The organism is Nostoc sp., assembly GCF_036917195.1.
Taxonomy (GTDB): Bacteria; Cyanobacteriota; Cyanobacteriia; order Cyanobacteriales; family Nostocaceae; genus Nostoc.
In genome coordinates this window covers 85,792-105,471 of sequence record NZ_JBALDG010000066.1, presented here as the reverse complement: position 1 = coordinate 105,471, position 19,680 = coordinate 85,792, and the positions used below count along the sequence as shown (strand labels likewise).

Below are 19,680 nucleotides of genomic sequence, written 5' to 3'. Positions count from 1 at the left end.
GGAGAAGCAACGACACATGAAGACAACAAACCATGATTTGGCGCCCAAAAAGATTTATACCAGGGGTTTTCCCCACAGGTTGTGGATGCTCTCATATGGGGTAGTAGTGGTGTTCTTGGGGAGCTGCTCTCTTCTACCAACCAAGACCTTTGAGACTCAACAAAGCCAGACTCAAGACCAAAAAACAATAGAACCTAATCCGGTAATTGTCCCCCCACCGATTTTCTCGTCGTCGTCTGGAGATCCTAATTTTGTGGTAAAAGTAGTGCAAAATGTGGGGCCTGCGGTAGTTCGCATTGATTCTTCCCGAACAATCACTTCTCGCGTACCAGACGAATTTAACGATCCATTTTTCCGGCGGTTTTTTAAAGACGCAGCGCCACAGCCTAGACAACGGGTAGAGCAGGGTAGCGGTTCTGGATTTATCATTAATTCTTCAGGTCAAATTGTAACCAATTCTCATGTGGTAGATGGTGCTGATAGAGTGACTGTCATACTCAAAGATGGCCGGACTTTTGACGGGAAAGTTTTGGGTGAAGATCCAGTAACAGATGTGGCTACGATCAAAATTGACGCTAATAATCTGCCAACTTTATCTGTGGGTAACTCCGATGCCTTGCAACCAGGAGAAGCAGTAATAGCTATCGGTAACCCTTTAGGCTTGAATAATACCGTCACTTCTGGGATTATTAGTGCTACAGGTCGCTCTGGTAGCGATATCGGTGCTAGTGACAAGCGGGTTGATTACATCCAAACAGATGCTGCGATTAATCCTGGTAACTCCGGTGGCCCATTGTTAAATGCTCGTGGCCAGGTAATTGCGATGAACACAGCTATTATTCGAGGCGCTCAAGGTTTAGGATTTGCTATTCCCATCAACACTGTGCAAAAAATTGCCCAAGAATTAATTGCTAAAGGCAAAGTCGATCATCCCTATTTGGGTGTTCAGATGGTGACATTGACACCAGAAAATAAAGAAAGAATAAAAAATGTAGCAGGCGATGGCTTAAATATTACAGCAGATGACGGCGTTTTGCTAGTTGAGATTGTGCCGCGATCGCCTGCATCTGTGGCTGGACTACGAGTTGGCGATGTGATTAAAAGCATTAATAACCAGCCTGTTACTAAAATTGAAGAAGTACAAAAGCTAGTAGAAAAGAGCAAAATCGGTACTAAGTTACCAATAGAAGTAGAACGCAATGGACAAATTGTCCGAGTAGGAGTCCAACCTGCTCCTTTGCCCGTGAGACGTGAAGGATGATGTTACAAGTAAGGAGTACTGAGTGCTGAGTGGGAGAGAATAACTAATGCCCAATACAACTCTTGGAGAGGCTGCGCCCTAAGCGTAGCTATGCCGCAGGCTTTACGACGTCGGCTCCATCGAGTGTTCGCCCAGCGTCTCGTAGAGAAGCCGAGATGCTCAGTACAAGTGCCCAATGCCCAATACCCCATTACCAAAAGGAGTTTTTATCATGACTGAATTAGCGCCAATAATTCAATTAGGCAATCCAACATTGCGCCAAAAAGCTGCTTGGGTTGAGAATATTCAAGATGAGCATATCCAAAAATTAATTGAAGACTTAATCGCCACTGTTGCCAAGGCTAACGGCGTAGGAATTGCTGCGCCTCAAGTAGCACAATCCTATCGTTTATTTATTGTGGCTTCCCGTCCTAATGCCAGATACCCCAACGCCCCAGAAATGCAACCTACTGCCATGATTAATCCCAAAATCATTGCTCATTCAACTGAAGTTGTCAAAGATTGGGAAGGTTGTTTAAGTGTTCCAGGAATTAGGGGGTTAGTTCCTCGGTATAAATCTATTGAAGTGGAATATACTGACTGTCAAGGCAACTTACAAAAGCAAGAATTAACCGATTTTATCGCTCGGATTTTTCAACACGAGTCCGATCATCTCGATGGTATCGTATTTGTAGATCGTTTAGAGAACACTCTCGATATGATCACTGAGCAGGAATATCAACAACGAGTCGTTAACAATTAATAAAAGGGACTAGTACAGCACTTTCACTCAAGATGTATCATTAAGAACATCAGACTAGATGTTCCTAGATTACATCTGATGTTTCCTTTTTACTTAATAGCGATCGCTTTTCAGGAAAAACTTTTTGGTTTACTGACACTGATTCAGTACTCCGAATCAATATATGGAGGATGTCACCATCAAATCTTTCTGGTGCATTTCCCAAGCTAGGGTAGTGTAGACAATTTGATCTAAGTCATTATATTTTGGTTGCCAACCCAGTAATTTAGAGATTTTATTAGCACCAGCGATCACACAAGCAGGATCACCAGGGCGACGTTCTGTTTCAATAACCGGAAAATCTACCCCAGAAATAACCTTAACCCGTTCGATAACTTGACGGACACTGTATCCTTGTCCATAACCACAGTTGAGAATTTGGCTTTCGTTACCTTGCTCTAGATAGGTTAAAGCATCTAAATGTGCTGTTGCTAGGTCTTCAACATGAATATAGTCTCTAATTGCCGTTCCATCTGGTGTAGGAAAATCTGTACCAAAAATTTTTACTCCTAGTCTGCGTTTGAGTGCAGCATCACACGTAACTCGAATTAAATGAGATGCTCCTTTTGACATCTGCCCCAATCGCCCACCAGGTTCTGCTCCAGCAACATTAAAGTATCGTAAAATTACGTAACGTAAATCAGAAGCCTTTGCATAGTCACGAATCAACCATTCACAAGAAAGTTTTGATCGCCCATAGGGGTTAATAGGTTCAGCTGGTGTAGATTCAGTAACAGGACTCGTTTCTGGTTGTCCATAGACAGCTGCTGTACTGGAAAAGATAATTTGCTTGACACCCATGTTGCTGCAACAACGGAGTAAATTCAGGGTGTTGCGAGTATTGTTAGCGTAATAGTCTAGGGGACGAGAAACAGATTCGGGTACATTCAGACTGCCAGCAAAGTGTAAAACTGCCTTAAATTGATGCTGACAAAATACCTGACAGAGACATTCTAAATCTTTTAAATCACCGATAATTAACTCACCATGCAATACTGCTTGGGGTGAACCTGTAGAACAATTGTCATACACTACAACATCGTAACCTGCTTCGCCCAACTTACAAACTACGTGGGAGCCAATGTATCCTGCTCCACCAGTAACTAAGACTTTTTTATTCATCTGCCTTTACCCAGTAATACTACCCGAATAGTTTTGAAGATGATCGCTAAATCCAAAGCTAGGGAATAATTTTTGATGTAATAGAGGTCGTAAGCTAATTTCTCGTAAGCATCTTCTACTGATGCGCCGTAGGGATACATTACCTGCGCCCAGCCTGTGATTCCGGGTTTGATGACATAACGTAAGTCGTAGTAGGGAATTTCTTGTCGCAGCTTGATATCAAATTCTGGCCGTTCTGGACGGGGGCCAATGAGGCTCATTTCTCCCCAGAGAACGTTTAAAATCTGTGGTAGTTCATCGATTCTAGTCAGGCGTAACCAGCGTCCGAATCTAGTAATCCGAGGATCTCGTTCGTTTGCCCACTGCACTCCCCGTTTTTCGGCATCCTGATACATGGAACGAAATTTGTAAACTCTAAAGGGCTTTCCTTCCAAACCAGTCCGCATCTGTGTGTATAACACTGGGCCTGGACTATCTAACTTAATTGCTAATACTACTAGCAACATCAGTGGAGATAAAAACAGAAATAATGACCATGCCAGAATAATGTCTAATAACCGCTTGAGCTTTTGACTAATGCTGTCACCCGCTAAATTAAAACCAGCACCAAAAGCCAGCCAGTTATCCTGAAGCAGAAATGAGGGAAGTTTGTGCCACAAGGTTTCACAAATATCGGGAATCCCGTAGATGGAGACACCAGATAAACGTAACTGCATCAACTGCTGTATCTCTGCACCAGATAATTCCATTGGGGTTGTTACTACTACCCCTGACCAAGGTTGTTGACTCCATTGGGGTAAGTCATTGAGGCTCCCCACAAAAACTCGATTACTTTTTGCTAACTCATTGATGTTTGGCTCTGCTGTTGCTAGAACAACCAAGCGCCCTAATGAACTGTGTTCTAGAAAAGTTTTGCTAAATAAAATGGCTTTTTTACCTGCACCTAAAATTAGCCAACGGCTGTGTTGAGCTTGCGATCGCACCCACTTGGCTGCCCATATTCTTGATCCCATAGCCCAAATGGTAAATATGCCTAAGCTGGGGAGCAAAATTCCTCGTTTCAAGATCAGATATTTATCCCAAACACCAGTAAAGTAAATCAGAGCTGCAATAATACTACCAACAACAACATTACTAATCAAAATGCGGAATGGAGCGCGTAACCCTGCTATTTGGGTATCTGGATGGTAAGTATCTGCTAAATACAGCCCTGCGAGAACTAGGAAAAAAAATAAATAAATTAAAGGGTCAAAACTATTCAGATTTTGATTCAATCGTAACCATAAAGAGATAGACAAACTCAACAATAAACCCACTATATCCCCTAATAACAGTAATACACAGAGGAGATTATCTGTTTGAGAGAATTTTTTGGTTTCTTTGCCAACAGCAAGAGTAATAGTCATTTGCGGAAATTAGGAAAAATTAGAAAAATTACAGCATAGATATAATGAAATTGGACGCAAGCAATAATTACCATGAAATTTTAATGTGAGATTTCAATAGTTAAAAATATTTTCAAACCGTCAGCAAACTAAATGATAAGCAATCGAAAACAAAAGCCTGGCTTTACTAAAAAAACCAAGTTTCGTGAGTTTAATCAAAAAAGTCATATTGTATGTTTTACCATATCTTTATTAGCCCTTTATTTTTAATCCTTATTTTAGCTATCCAACCATGTAGAAATTACGTAAATATTTGAATTTATATACAAATAGTATTTTATTTTTGAAAAAGCTCCGTACATCTGGAGAGACATAAAATCAGATGATAATTCAATTTCGCTAAACCTTACTGTAAAAAGCTTATGACGAAATTTGTTGTTCATTTATCACTATATATTTATTGATTTACTTGGGACGGTGGTTACTGAGCGGCTTGCCTTGAGCGAAGCCGAAAGGAGCCGAAGTAGTCGAACCTATGTCGTACCCCTACGGGGAAGCAAGCTACGCGCAGCGCGATGCCCTAAGCCGAAGGGTCTCGTAGAGAAGTGCTGGCTATTCGGCGTCGCTAAAATATTCCTTGGGTAAATACATTAGCAGTGTTTATAGTAAATTATACATTAAAAATTAAGTAATATAATCAAGAAAAATCCGTAATAATACGTAGTTTTTTTCACAGAAAAACCTTGATAATCTTTAACTAAATCTTCATGGATTATTCAGATACAGTTGCAATCAATAAGGAGCAATTTTAAAGAACATTACACCAGTTGATAAGTAGGTAGGCATAATTAAACGTAATATGTCATTGCGTTTGCGTAGCTAACGCGATGACAGTCCATATTATATTTATTTACACCCATCCACTTATATCACCTCTCCTGTTCTACTTCTTTGCTCTATATTCAGTTCTAACTTCGGTGCAATACAGTCGAAACGTCATCCTGAATTTGCTGACACAAACACTTCCCTCTCATTGCCAAGGAGAGGGTTGGGGGTAAGGTTTAATAAATGTACTTCATGCAAACAAGAAGTGCTTTATATCAGTACAAATGAGCCAACTAAATGTTTAACAGTTTCCATATGTAGAGTATTAGGTGAATTATGCCTTCTCATCAAAACGAGCAAGACCTGATTAATTTTCAACACTATTGGCTGACTGTAAAAAGACGTTGGTTACTGATAATAACCATTATGGGGTCGGTCTTAGGAGTCACAGTGTTGGTTACTTTTAGTCAAAAACCAATTTATGAAGCCGAGGGCAAACTCCTTTTTAATAAGCAAAGTAGTGTCTCTTCCCTTACAGGTGCAAGTGAGCAGGTGGGACAACTGGGACAACTCAGTGGAGTGACAAGTCTCTCTAACCCTTTGGAAACTGAAGCCGAAATCATTCGCTCCTACCCCCTGAGTCAAAAAACTATTGCTAAGTTGCAGCTCAAGGATAATCTGGGACAACCATTAGCAATAGATAATTTTCTGCCTAACTTGAAAATCAAGAGTATCCGAGGGACGGATATTTTACAACTTTCTTACCGTAGTGCTAATCGTCAAGAAGCCACAGCTATCGTCAATACATTGATGAGTGCTTATCTGGAAAATAATGTTCGGATTAACCGTTCCGAAGCCACAGCAGCACGGAAATTTTTAAGCAAGCAATTACCTCTAATCGAGGCAAAAGTCACAGAGGCGGAAGCAGGACTGCGTCGGTTTAAAGAAAAATACGAGGTTGTTTCCCTAGAAGAAGAAGCTATACAAGGAGTCAAAAGGCTGAATGATTTATCCAGCCAGATAACCCAACTACGCGCGCAGTTGGTTGATGCTAAGAGTCGTTCTGGTGCTTTCCAAAATCAATTGGCATTGAACACACGACACGCTATGGCACTCACCAACTTAAGTCAATCTAAAGCAGTACAACAAGTGCTATCAGAATATCAGAAGGTTCAAGACCAGTTAGCAGTGGAGAGGTCACAATTTACCGATGAACACCCAGTCATTACTAATTTATTAAGTAAAGAACAAGCTCTCAAAAAGCAGCTAGAAGGAAGAGTGACCCAAACTCTGGGTAGTTCACAGCCTATCCCAGAGCAAGATTTACAAATAGGAGAACTCAAGCAGACTCTAACTGCTAATTTGGTGCAAGTGGAAGTAGAACGGTTGGGATTGGAGAATCAAGTTGGTGTGTTGATGAAGGAATTTGTACTTTATCAAGCACGTCTCAGAAGCCTACCCAAACTGGAACAACAACAGCTACAGCTACAACGACAACTACAAGTAGCACAAATAACCTACGAGCAAATACTTAAACGATTGCAAGAAGTTGAATTAGTAGAGAACCAAAATGTAGGCAACGCCACGATTGTTTCTGAGGCTTTAGTTCCTAAGAAGAAAATTTCTCCTCGTATTAGCTTGAATTTGGCACTAGGGGGATTTTTAGGATTCTTCTTAGCTATTGGAGCAGCTTTATTGCTAGAAGCTGTAGACAAGTCTGTAAAGACAGCAGAAGAAGCCCAAGAGTTATTGGACTATCCCTTGTTGGGTACAATTCCGGTTTTTGATCAAAAAGCTAGACTGGCTCGTGGTGAGAGTCCAACCGAATTAGTGGTACTCAATAACCCTTATTCATCGGTTAATGCAGCCTTTGAAATGCTCCAGACTAACCTGGGTTTTACGCTTTCTGATAAGGAACTGAACGTGATTGTGGTTAGCAGCTCTGTGATGAATGAGGGCAAGTCTTTTGTGGCAGCTAACTTAGCAGTTGCTACTGCCCAGATGGGACGGCGAGTGCTATTGATTGATGCAGATATGCGTCGCCCTCGTCAACACGAAATGTGGCAGCAATCTAACTTAATGGGGTTAAGTAATGTTTTAGTGGGGCAAGCTACGTTAGCAGAAGCTGCCAAGGAAGTGGTGATAAATCTAGAATTGCTCAGTTCTGGCACCATACCGCCCAACCCTGTTGCACTACTAGACTCACAGCGGATGAATGGGTTACTGCAACAAGCTGCCCAAGATTATGACTGCGTGATTATTGACACTCCGCCTTTAAGCCTTCTGGCAGATGCCTCGATTATAGGCAAAATGGCAGATGGAATCTTGCTAGTTACACGTCCTGGTGTAGTTAATTCTGATACGGCTAAGACTACAAAGGCACTATTAGAACATTCGCGTGTGACTGTGTTGGGAATGGTAGTGAATTGTGTAACTACTGATCATAATGACTACAGCTACTACTACTCCAATACAAATACTAGAGAAAATAATTCTAGGAAGAAGGATAAGATTAAGTCTAACTTAAGTAGAATCACTGGATTAAGACTGCTTTAACTGGTTAATAATTTGGGGAAATCAGTGGTTTTTCTGAGGTGGTTCCAGATTTAGGTTGTATAAAGTTATAGGCGCAATATGAAGTTAATGTGGATGATTTAGGAATTCACTCATGAATTTTAATATTCATAGAGGATTCTTGTTTACTTTTTGAAATATGCCAATGGTGTTCAACAAACACCAAATTTTAACTTCTAAACTACTTAATTTTTTATAAAAGTAATTTAGAACCCCTAAAAGATACTGGATAAAGTAAATAAAATGTTAATAAAATTGGCAATTCTCCTTACTCATCCAGTTCAGTATTTTGCACCTGTATTTCGTGAGTTAGCACAGCAACCAAATTTACAATTGAAAGTATTTTTTGGTTGTAATCATGGTGTAATACCAAGGGAAGATCCTAACTTTGGCGTAGTCTTCCAATGGGATTGTCAGCCAACAGCAGGTTTTGAACACGAGTTTTTATCTCACAATTATTTGGAAGATTTAAAAGGCTTAAGAGGTATCAGATTAGCGACTAAAGCTTTTACTGCTATTAATCGCTATCAACCTGATGCTGTACTAATTTTTGCTTATTCACCTACTTTTATTACCGTTAGTACTCTGTTGCTATGTCTAGCTGGACACAAATTAATGCTCAGAGCAGATACAACAGATGAGGCCTTATCGCGTTCTTATATTCAGGACAAAATACGTCAACTCTTCTTGTCTTTTTATTATCGTCAATTTACTCATTTTTTTCCTATTGGAACAGATTCTATAAATCATTATTTGCGGATGGGAGTAGATAAGAGTCGTATGACATTAGCTCACTACGCCATTGATACAGAATTTTTTCAAAAACAGGTGGACTTTTGGCTACCACAGAGGGAAACTTTACGAGCTAACGCAGGTATTGGAGAACAAGACCATGTTCTGATTTATTGTGGCAAGATGTTTCCACCAAAAAATCCTTTAATAATTCCTGATGCCTTAGAAAATTTATCACCATTGGAAAAACAAAAAATTTGGTTTTTTGCTGTGGGAGATGGGGAATTAAGAGAAGAGTTTGAACGAAGAATAAAAGTACAGCTAGGTGAAAGAGCAATTTTTGTTGGTTTTAAAAATCAGTCAGAATTAGGTCGATATTATGCAACGGCAGATACATTAATTTTACCTTCTCAAACAGGAGAAACCTGGGGATTAGTTGTTAATGAAGCCCTTCATTTTGGGTTGAGAGTTATTGTAAGTAATAAGGTTGGTTGTGCAAAAGAATTGATAACAGATATTGAACTTGGTAGAATTTTTTCATCTAATAACTTTTTTGAATTGGCAAAGATAATTTCGCAAGACATCTTGCAAAATAACTTAAAACCTAGAGAATTAAAATTATTACCTAATTCAAGTAAATTAGCTAAAAATGTTTATGCTCAATTAATTGCGTAGGTAATATATGATTGCATTTAATTTTAGTAATATTCGCTCAAACAATCCAATTGGGAAAATTATTCGTTTTCCTTTATCTTTATTACCTACAAAATCTATACTTCCTATTCTGCAAGGCCCAGCAAAAGGAATGAAGTGGATTGTGGGAAGTGGAGTACATGGAATGTGGCTAGGCTCATATGAAGTAGATAAGCAGAAGCTAATGACTGAGTTATCGCTTGAAGGCACTACTGTTTTAGATATTGGTGCAAATGTAGGTTTTTTTAGTATCTTATTGAGCCGTCTAGTTGGTGCAACAGGTAAAGTAATATCTTTTGAACCATTACCTAGAAATCTTGAGTTTATTCATCAGCATATACAGTTGAATCAAATAGATAATGTTGAGATTATTTCAGCAGCAGTCAGTGATAAATTCGGGAAAAATAACTTTGCTAGTTCTCATTTACACGCACAAGGATATTTGACAGATAACGGAGATTTAGAAGTTTCTGTAATTACTTTAGATTCGTTACATAATTTAAATAATCTAGTTAGCTTAGTTAAAATAGATGTTGAGGGCGCTGAAGCAAATGTATTGAAGGGTGGAGAGAAATTTTTTCAAGAACATAGACCAATTATATTATTAGCTACACATGGGAAAAAACCAGCTAATGATTGTCAAGTTATTTTGCATAAATACAACTATTCTATGACATTAATAAATAAAGATTTATATGGATTTGATTGCGATGAATGGTTGGTCAAACCTAATAACCAAGTTGCTAGTTATCAACAAGCACCTTAATTTAAATAAAAAATTGTATTTTTATGTATTTAGTAATACCTAAAAATCTATTTTTTGTATCAAAAATAAACTATTTACGAGCAATAACTAGCAAGTTACGTTAATAAATGTTCATTATGAATTATAAAATACTAATTGTCGGCAATATTTCGGAAAGTTATCAATTAGGTTCTATGTTGGTTAGAGCATCTCAAGAATTAAATATTTTGTTTAATACCAACGATACAAATTGGAATTACTACGCTCCCTCTATGAAATATTCATGGGGCAAAATAATTTTTAAAATATTAAATAAACGTCCTTTAGAGTGGTGGTTTTTTAATAATAATCTTATAAAAAATATTGTTAATATATCTCCAAAAATAGTTATATCTAGTGGCATTTTACCTTTGAAAAATACAGTATTTGATATCTGCCACAAAAATAATATAAAAATTGTAAACTATTTAACAGATTCTCCTTGGAGTAAACAAAATAGTTGCTCAAAATTTATTAGTAATTTATCTAAATATGATTGCATTTTTAGTACAAAAAAACTTCTTATGACTGATTTAGTTAAAGCAGGTGCAAAAAAAGTTCATTTTTTACCTTTCGCATTTGATCCATTCCTCCATCATTCTTTGCCGATAACAGCTAATGAATGTGAATCCAAATTTTTTCCAGATGTTTGCTTGATTGGAGGAGCTGATGCAGACAGAATACAATTTATTGACAAATTTTTACTTAATTTTAAAGGCAAGTTAGGGTTATATGGAAGTTACTGGCATAAAAATGAAAAATTAAATAAATTTTATCATGGTGTTATTTTTGGTGATGATTTTTGCAAAGTAGTGCATAACAGCAAAATAAATATTGGTTTAGTCAGACGTGCTAATAAAGATGAACACTCAATGCGTTCCTATGAAATACCTGCTTGTGGTGGAGCAGGTATTTATGAAGATACATCTGAACATCGTGATTTGTTTCAAGGTTATCCGGAGTATGGCTTTTTTAAATCATCTGAAGATTTAGCTAAAAAATGTAATTGGTTACTTGAACACCCAGTAGAAAGAGAGGAGATGCGACAGCTAGGTATTGAACTTATAGTTACAGGAACCAATACTTATACTGCTAGATTAAAGACTATTTTAGAATGGTGCGCTCAGAATTAAATATGCTCATACTGTTTCTAACTATTGTAATATGATTAGTGCTGTTCTTGTTACATATAATCGTGCAGAAAAACTAAGATTAGCAATACAAGATATTCTAAATCAATCTTTTGCAAATTTTGAACTTATTATTTGTGATGATTGTTCGCCAGATCATACAAAGGAAATTTGTGAAGAATTTGCTACCAAAGATAATCGGATTCATTATGTTAGACGCGATCGCAATTTAAGAATGCCTCACAATCTTAACGAAGGTATCAGAATGGCAAAATATGAATATGTTGCTATTTTACATGATGCTGATAGGTACGAGCCAGAACTGTTTGCTCTATGGTACGAGGCATTAGACAAATATCCCAATGTAGCATTTGCTTTCTATCAACATACAACCATTAATGACAACGAAAAAATTGTCCGCATATGTAGAGAGCCATTTGAAGGAGTAGTATCAGGTAAATATCTACTACGCCAGATATTTTTTCGTCGTTGGGGATTTGATTCACCCGTATTTGGTATTGCGATAGGCCGAAAATCACTATTTGAAAAATTGGGAATGTTTAACTCAATATATGGCTTTTATGCCGACGTTGATATGTGGATGTCACTTCTCCATGACTGGGATGCATTTTATGTTGCAAAACCTGTTGTCCAAAGCTATATAGAAACTCGACAGTTTGATGATAATACCTGGAAGATCAGTTCGATGATAAAAGGGATGCATCTCAAGCATCGAGAAATTGAGTTTTCTCAATCTGGTTGGTTACGCCTAACTATCGAACGACTTATCTATTATGTTTACTCCTACATAGTTAACATATATTATCTTTTGCTAAATTATAAGCATAAAGACTTTAATAATCTAGTTTTAGCTAAAAACTTTCTTAAAAAAGATACCTTTTTTTTACTTCCTTTTTGGTTAATTTTGATTGTTTTATACCCTTTGAGAGGGATACTTAATTTTCCCACTTATATTTCCAGTAAAAATAATTGATCGCTCATAGAGAAGGTAGAAAAATAGTATTGATAATAGCATTAAATGCTGAAATTGCTTGATGTCTGCCAGTATTAACAGCAGTTTAAGGAGAAGACTTATGACTTCATTTTTAAGTTTTCTTTCTAATAAAGTAGAAAGATATATTGAAGTATTGTTTAAAATCGACAACTTTCGTCGATTCAGAATGATTAAGGGGAAAGCAATTCTTTACTTACCATTTTTAAAAAAATTAGATAAACATCTTTTAAAAAGAAGTGTTAGCAATCTGAGTAGGGAAGCACTTAATACGACAGACAATATTTCTCCTTGCTTTTTAACTGCAATCCCTCATCCAACAACTGGGATAGGTCATGCTTTTTCGGAATGGAATACGGGTCGAATTATTGCTAGAATTTGTGGACTTCAATTTGTCCATATATCGTTACCTTCTGGATGGAATAAATTTCTTGCTCTTGAAGGAAATAATATTTCTCTTAAGGAAGTACTAAAAATACCTAGTATTAGGATTGTTAGGTTACCTGAGTTTAATTATAGAACAACAGATCCATGTCTCGAAATCAAAAATATTATTAGTTCCTACAAGCCCAAATATCCCACTCTATTTGTTTTGGCAGATGGACAAAATTTATATCAACATCATCTCTTTTTAAATGAGCTAAAACTCTGCTACTTTAGCTCGCATTCACCGTCTAAAATTTTATTAGAGATGAAGTATGGTAATAAAAGAATGCTTACAGTTGCAGTTCACATAAGAAGAGGCGATATAGAATTAATGCGCCAAAAGCATCACAGCAATTGGAAGGAACGTTATCTAGAATTAACATTCTTCTCAGAGCTATTGGAAGTTATCAGAAATTCTCTTCCAGCTTACGATATGACCTTTAATATCTACTCTCAAGGTATCGAAAAAGACTTCTTATCTCTGTTATGTTTCAAGGATACGAATCTGTTTATCAACTACGATCAGTATGAGACGATGAATGATAAGGTATTTAGTGACATACTTGTTTTAAGCCCTAGTGGATTTTCATTTATGGCTGGCTTAATTTCAAACAGTTTTAAGATAGCAAGATACCCCTGGTGGCATGATATTCCCGACGATGAAGACTGGTGCAGAGTGTCTAATAAACCATCTCAAGACTCTCAAAATATAGCTAATAAACTTTCATCTTTTTTTAGCAATTAGTTAGTTTAACATTGAATTAAATTCTGAGTAATTTTTGACATTATAAATTTATGCAAATAGTCAAAGTTTTGAAGCCGTTAGTTGATCGGTTCCCAAGTTTAGCACAGATGTATCGAATCTCGCGAGATAGACAATTTCTTTCAGAAACACCCAAAGATACACCAATGGGTTTCAAATTTTCTGGTGATCCAGTTATGCAACAGGGACTATTTGAGACTAGAGAATGGGATGTAGCAGTCAAATGTTTAGAAAAAGTAGATGTTTTTATTAATATCGGTGCAAATATTGGCTATTACTGTTGTCTAGCTCTGAAATTAGGTAAATATGTTTTTGCTTTTGAACCAATTGATTTGAACGTACAGTATCTTACTAAGAATATCAGTGCTAACAAATGGGATGAGAGTATCGAGATTTTTCCACTTGCTCTAAGTAATAAAGTGGGTCTAGTGAATATTTATGGTGGTGCGAAAGGAGCATCGTTGGTCAAGGGGTGGATGGGGATACCGGAGCACTATGTTAGGACTATTCCTACTACAACCCTAGATAATGTTCTGTGCGACAGGCTTTCAGGTAAGCAATGTTTTTTTTTAATAGATGTTGAAGGTGCAGAAAAAAATGTATTAGAAGGTGCAACCAAGCACTTATTACTAAAACCCAAACCCATTTGGATGGTAGAAATTGCAACTGAAGAGCATCAGCCTCAGAGCATTAAGATAAATCCAAATCTTATTGCAACTTTTGATTTTTTTTGGAGAAACGGTTACGAATGCTTTACTGCAGATGGATTATTTCGTAGAATTTCCAAACACGAGGTTGTCAATGTTAGCGAAACTGGTCATGATAACTGGTCAGTACATAACTTCTTGTTTATGGATGACAGTATAGCTAATCAAATACGAAATACTTTATAGATTGCTGAGTTAATCACATATGTCCTTAATTAAACGCAAACTTGCAAAATTTATCAATCAGTTGGGATACGAAATTAGTCGAAAACCTTCCTTCAAAGTAGTAGGTGAGGTACAAGATGCTTTTAACGAACAAAAGAGAATTTGTCAAGTTTTGGCTAAAGATGTTAAAGTTGTCTTTGATGTTGGTGCAAATATTGGACAATCAGCAGCTAAGTATAGAAGTCTATTTTCTTTGGCAACAGTATATTCTTTTGAACCTTCTAAGAGTTGTTATAACGAGATAGTAACTTTAGCCAAGAAAGACTCAATGATAATTCCTTTCAATATTGCTCTGGATTGTGAATTAGGAAGTAGCGATTTTTATGATACAGGTGGTCAAACTGCTTCACTTCTAGCACCGTCAGATCAGGTATCTTACTTCTATCCAGAAACTTACTTTGAAGTAAAGCGCGTAATAAATGTTCCTGTCAACACGATTGATAACATATGCACAGTCCATAATGTGTTTAATATTGATATTCTTAAAATGGATACTCAGGGGACAGAAGACAAGGTATTAATTGGTGCTGAGAATATGCTTAAAGGTGCTCATATTGATTTAATTTATACTGAAGTGTCTTTTACTGAAATTTATAATGATCAGGTTATCTTTTATGAGCTTTGCCGCCTACTGAATCAATATGGTTATTATCTTTTTAATTTATATGACTTCGTTAGAGGTTCTAATGGTGTAATAGTCGGTAATGATGCACTTTTTCTAAGAAAAGAACTATATGAACTTGTTATTAAAAAGTGAAAGTTAACTTAGAGCCTGTTTAAGAATAGAAAGTTTAATCAACACATTTTGGGACTTTGGAAGCTTTTACCCCAGAAGTGGAATGTTCGCCAAAGGAAAAGTTTTATATTACCGCCAAATAGGATTTTTATGACTATGTACAAACCACTAAATAGTAATTCACTATATAGTAATCAAGGTAATCCTTCTATTCTAAAGTTATTAGATGAGAGCGATCGCCAGATATTAGATATTGGTTGCGGCGTGGGGAGTAATGGAAAGTTAATTCATGAACTTTATCCTTTTACTCAGGTTACTGGGGTCACATGTTCACAGACAGAATACCAAAGAGCGTCGCAACAACTAAGCCATTGCATTTATGCAGATGTTGAGCGAGATACTTTTTATTTAAACCAGGAGTTTGATGTTTTACTTTTCTGTCACGTTTTAGAACATTTGGTAGATCCGGTTGCGACAATTAAGAAATTATTGCCGTATTTGAAAGTAGGCGGCAAAGTAATTATTGCCCTACCAAATATTGTTAACTGGAGAGAACGTTCTAAGTTATTGCTAGGCAAATTTGAATATACTGATGGTGGCATTATGGATAAAACTCACTTACATTTCTATACCTTCCATACCGCACCTCGTTACCTTATTGCTCCTATATCTCAGCTTTGCTTAAAATCTCACTTTGCCAGTGGCAGTTTTCCTTTAGGCAGATTGCGTAACAGGCTAATGGGTGAAAAGGCAAGGCAAGCAATGGATCGTTTAGTCTGCGGTTGGCTACCTAATCTTTTTAGTCACGACATTTTAATGCAAGCCATTAAACTTAATTAAATTTAAAATATTAATTTATGCAAGAGTTTCCTGTAATACTTTCAAAAACATTGCGCTTTGCTGCTCATATACTAATGTTTGACTGTAGTCAGTTTATTCTAAGAACAATTGATAATTGTACTCCATTTGTATGACATACTTATTTTAAGCCCTACCATATCTTCATTTATGGCTGGCATCGAAAAATTAAAAGGTATTGATAAATCATGATTTCAATTTACGAGATCGCTCCTTTGGTAATCCTTTGGCAAATGGATAAAGTCGAGTTTAGAGAAAAATTAAAATATCGCTAATCATACTAAAGTTTTCCTCAAATTTATTGCAAAATACTATATTTTTAAAGATGTTACATTTATTAAATCTAAAAATAATACAGGATATTGATGTTTTCTTATCAGTAATCTGTGAAATAAACCCCATCAAGGTATTTATGTATGAATGTAGAAAGACGTGCCTTAAATGGCATTGTTGTTAATATTTTCTCATTTGCTTTCAATTTGGGTCAGACTGTTTTAATTGTCCCAATTCTCATTAAATTTTGGGGTGTCGAGAGTTATGGATTATGGCTAACGATATCTGCATTTCTAAGTTTATTGCAAACTATTGATAATGGTCATCAAAACTATGTTGGTAATGAGTTAACTAAGTTTTACATAACTGGATATGGTACAGAAAAATTAAAACAGACATTAGCTTCTAGTATTTGGATGGCGGGAATATTAGGCTGTTTGCAATTAATAATATTAATTGGAATAATAGCTTTTGGTTTTATAGAAAAAGTTTTTGGAAGTAGTTCAATAATAACAGAAAATCAAGAAATTGGAGATGCACTTATTGTTTTAGTAATTACATGGATATTAACTGGTTCTGTTGGGGGTATTCTATCTCGTCTTTACTTACCACTTGGAATGTATGTAAGGTTTACCACCTGGGGAATAATTGCACAGTTTTTTAAAGTAACTAGTATTTTATTGACTGCTATATTAGGAGGAAAACTACTTGTAGCTTGTATAGCTAGCAGTTTGGTTTCCTTACTTGTATACATATTTTTCTTTAGAGAAGTATATCAAATTTTTCATAACCTTTATCCATTTTGGACTAATGGTAGTTGGAAAATAGCATTTACTAATGTTTTTAAATCGTTTTTTGTTACAGGTGTTGGATTTTTATTGCAATTACAAAATAATGGGTTAACTTTATTTGTGTCTGGCATAGTTGGAGCAGCATTTATTCCTGCACTTAGCACTATGCGAACTCTTACTAATACTTTTTTAGCGGGAACTGCAATTGTTACAATGTCATTAATACCTGAGATGACCCGCTATCATACTCAAGGTGAACATAAAAAATTAGCAGATATGATTTCTACGGCTTGGTGGTCAGGGGGTCTATTAATTAATCTTGGCTTAGTGATTACACTACCATGTATTGAGCCAATATATTTGCATTGGACAAGAGGTCAAATCAGCTTTAATTGGGTGCTTTACCTAATATTAGCTTGGTCAATTTCGCTAAAAAACTTTGGTAATCCTCAAAGCATTTATCTAATGGGGATTAATCAGATAAAAGCACAAACAACAATTGCGGTTGTGCAAACGGCAATTATTTTAGGCATAACTAGCCTTTTTTTGGCTAAATATGGTTTGGTTGCTGTGGGGATAGCAATAGTCTGTAGTGAAATCATTGGTTCAGTGATAATAGCAACAATTTATACCATTATAGAACTGAGGAGTCTGGGTGGTAACTTACTCTTTACTAGAATTGTTTCAGCTTTTTTTGCTGTTGTCATAGTGGGGTTGACTTATATATCTGTAGGACTATATTGGTTGAGTCCGTTAATTGCATCAATAGTTGGAGGAATAATTTTGATAGGACTATATTTATGGCAATGGCAATATTTATCTATAGATGTACGTTATAGGCTAATTAAACTATTTTATAAATTTACATCTTTAAACTATAAGCATCCGACTTGAGTCTTGCTAAGTATACTGAGAACCAAAGTTTTCTCCGGCAACCTTTCAGTCAGTTTGGATTTTCAAAAATCAAATGGATTCCTATAGTCAAGATTAACATCAAGTCTAAATTACAAGTTGACCAATTCTAATTTGTTATCCAATTAAATGGATATGGGATTATAAGTTACAGAACTACTACATTCACAAAAATGAATAAATTTTCTTATTTAGACACAACATTAATATTTATACTAATATTTTCAGTTATTCCAGGTTTTTTTGGTCTTTTTGAATTTTCTTTAGGAATTTTTGCTGTCATCCCTTTAATTCTGATGATGCGTTTGTCAGTATTAGATGGAAGTTTGGAAACTCGGATGCTATCAATAAGCTACTCAATCAGTCAATTTATTTGTTGGGTCATTGGGTTCTTAGGTTGCATATATTTTCTATCTCCAAAAGGTTTCAATATTGGAACTCATACCGTAGTTACAATGGTTTTAATTAACTTAGTCATGTGGGGAAGTTTAATCGGTACTTTAGTTGCTAAACCTTTTAAAAAATCTCAGTCTAAAAGCTTAAAACTTAATGAAGAAATCACAAATGAATTAACCTCTAAAGGATTTGAAATAACTGGCGCTATTTTTGCACTTTTTCTGGTTATCAATTATTTAAGTAGTGGTTTTTTCTCTAGGCAACAGATCGGAAATACAGTGGAGCCTGGAACCATATTATACTTTTTAAGTGCTTTTAGTACATTACAGTATTTATTTTTTCTATTTTTAGGATTTCGCTTAAATCGACCACTTCTGAATCAATCAAATATTGTTAATCTAATAATTGTGCTTTTCTCTATGCTAATAGCTAGTCTAACTGGTGGACGTGGCATGAGTATTCGGATGCTTATTTATACTATTTTAGGAAGCTTTTATTCAAAGCTTAAGTCTAAAGATATCAAAAAAGTTATTGTAATTTCAATCCCATTCGTTTTGTTTTTTAGTATTATAATTGGCAATGTTAGAGGAAACTTAGATTTTAGTGACTCTAGAAATCTAATTACTCGTATAACACTTATAGGTAAAGCTGCCACTGGAAATTTAGAAGCAACGGGATCTGATTATGATGACCCTCTTTATATTACTTTTACGAGAATTGCAGAGCCTACAGGACAAATAGTAATCGACCATGTTGCTGAGACTGGATCTTATATTGGGTTACGCAACTTTGAGCGTATTGCAACAGCATTTATGCCTAAAATTCTAGGCGACAAAGAGCCTATGGATGATGGAGGGGAAAGATTAAGAGATGAATATGGTGTATATATCACTCAATTTACTAACGCACCTATAACTTCTATGGCTGATGCTTTTGAGAGGGGAGGTTATGGAGCGGTTTTTATGTTTTCACTAATTATGTCTTTCTACTTAACAAAACTAAGTGGATATATTGGCAGGTTAAAAAAACAATTACTAAGAATAACTTTAAGGGTATCTTTTGCTTACACTTGCTCTGTACTTTATGCTCCAAGTATTCTTGGATGCATCAGCGTTGTAACTTACAATTTTCTTAGAGATGGTTTGTTGATATGGGCTTTGATATTTGTGCTAGAAGAAACAACGAAAAAAATTAAAAATGTACAGTGAAAAACCTAGCAAGGAACTCTATAAAAGTAAGCTTAACACTTTTTATCAACACTTTAATTAGGAATATATATCATTTGTTTAAAAAA

Annotated in this window: 15 protein-coding genes; 13 read left to right on the top strand and 2 right to left on the bottom strand. The window is 36.0% G+C overall.

All coding sequences use genetic code 11. The features are described 5' to 3' along the window. Positions 1-16 precede the first annotated feature (16 nt). Complete coding sequence (locus tag V7K40_RS20815; RefSeq protein ID WP_334963015.1) at positions 17-1,261, top strand: HhoA/HhoB/HtrA family serine endopeptidase; 1,245 nt, start codon at positions 17-19, stop codon at positions 1,259-1,261. 211 nt (positions 1,262-1,472) lie between these two features. Further along, positions 1,473-2,003: a peptide deformylase gene (def, locus tag V7K40_RS20810; RefSeq protein ID WP_334963012.1), complete on the top strand. Its 531-nt coding sequence runs from the start codon at positions 1,473-1,475 to the stop codon at positions 2,001-2,003. A gap of 156 nt (positions 2,004-2,159) precedes the next feature. Here def and galE read toward each other — a convergent pair whose 3' ends face one another. Beyond that, complete coding sequence (galE, locus tag V7K40_RS20805) at positions 2,160-3,164, bottom strand: UDP-glucose 4-epimerase GalE (protein ID WP_334963010.1); 1,005 nt, start codon at positions 3,162-3,164, stop codon at positions 2,160-2,162. Further along, positions 3,161-4,570: a sugar transferase gene (locus V7K40_RS20800; RefSeq protein WP_334963008.1), complete on the bottom strand. Its 1,410-nt coding sequence runs from the start codon at positions 4,568-4,570 to the stop codon at positions 3,161-3,163. Before V7K40_RS20800 ends, galE begins: the two co-directional genes overlap by 4 nt. Before the next feature lie 1,140 nt (positions 4,571-5,710). Between V7K40_RS20800 and V7K40_RS20795 the strand changes: the two genes are divergently transcribed. From V7K40_RS20795 to V7K40_RS20745, 11 genes are all read left to right on the top strand, one after another. Next, entirely contained in the window at positions 5,711-7,930 is a 2,220-nt protein-coding gene (locus V7K40_RS20795; protein WP_334963006.1) for a polysaccharide biosynthesis tyrosine autokinase, read from the top strand. Between the two features lie 261 nt (positions 7,931-8,191). Next, the gene (locus V7K40_RS20790; protein WP_334963004.1) at positions 8,192-9,355 is read left to right on the top strand and encodes a glycosyltransferase family 4 protein; all 1,164 of its coding nucleotides are present in this window, start codon (positions 8,192-8,194) and stop codon (positions 9,353-9,355) included. 7 nt (positions 9,356-9,362) lie between these two features. Continuing rightward, complete coding sequence (locus V7K40_RS20785; RefSeq protein WP_334963002.1) at positions 9,363-10,139, top strand: FkbM family methyltransferase; 777 nt, start codon at positions 9,363-9,365, stop codon at positions 10,137-10,139. Between the two features lie 116 nt (positions 10,140-10,255). Further along, positions 10,256-11,290, top strand: coding sequence for a glycosyltransferase (locus V7K40_RS20780; protein WP_334963000.1), 1,035 nt, complete (start codon positions 10,256-10,258; stop codon positions 11,288-11,290). 31 nt (positions 11,291-11,321) lie between these two features. After that, positions 11,322-12,281: a glycosyltransferase family 2 protein gene (locus V7K40_RS20775; protein WP_334962998.1), complete on the top strand. Its 960-nt coding sequence runs from the start codon at positions 11,322-11,324 to the stop codon at positions 12,279-12,281. Between the two features lie 100 nt (positions 12,282-12,381). Further along, positions 12,382-13,470: a hypothetical protein gene (locus V7K40_RS20770; protein ID WP_334962996.1), complete on the top strand. Its 1,089-nt coding sequence runs from the start codon at positions 12,382-12,384 to the stop codon at positions 13,468-13,470. 50 nt (positions 13,471-13,520) lie between these two features. Continuing rightward, positions 13,521-14,381, top strand: a complete 861-nt coding sequence (locus V7K40_RS20765) for an FkbM family methyltransferase (RefSeq protein ID WP_334962994.1) — start codon at positions 13,521-13,523, stop codon at positions 14,379-14,381. 19 nt (positions 14,382-14,400) lie between these two features. Continuing rightward, the gene (locus V7K40_RS20760) at positions 14,401-15,177 is read left to right on the top strand and encodes an FkbM family methyltransferase (RefSeq protein WP_334962992.1); all 777 of its coding nucleotides are present in this window, start codon (positions 14,401-14,403) and stop codon (positions 15,175-15,177) included. 135 nt (positions 15,178-15,312) lie between these two features. After that, a complete protein-coding gene (locus V7K40_RS20755; RefSeq protein ID WP_334962990.1) occupies positions 15,313-15,996 on the top strand; it encodes a class I SAM-dependent methyltransferase in 684 nt (227 codons plus the stop codon). Between the two features lie 434 nt (positions 15,997-16,430). Further along, the gene (locus V7K40_RS20750; protein WP_334962988.1) at positions 16,431-17,972 is read left to right on the top strand and encodes a hypothetical protein; all 1,542 of its coding nucleotides are present in this window, start codon (positions 16,431-16,433) and stop codon (positions 17,970-17,972) included. Between the two features lie 191 nt (positions 17,973-18,163). Beyond that, positions 18,164-19,594, top strand: a complete 1,431-nt coding sequence (locus tag V7K40_RS20745) for a hypothetical protein (protein ID WP_334962986.1) — start codon at positions 18,164-18,166, stop codon at positions 19,592-19,594. Positions 19,595-19,680 lie beyond the last annotated feature (86 nt).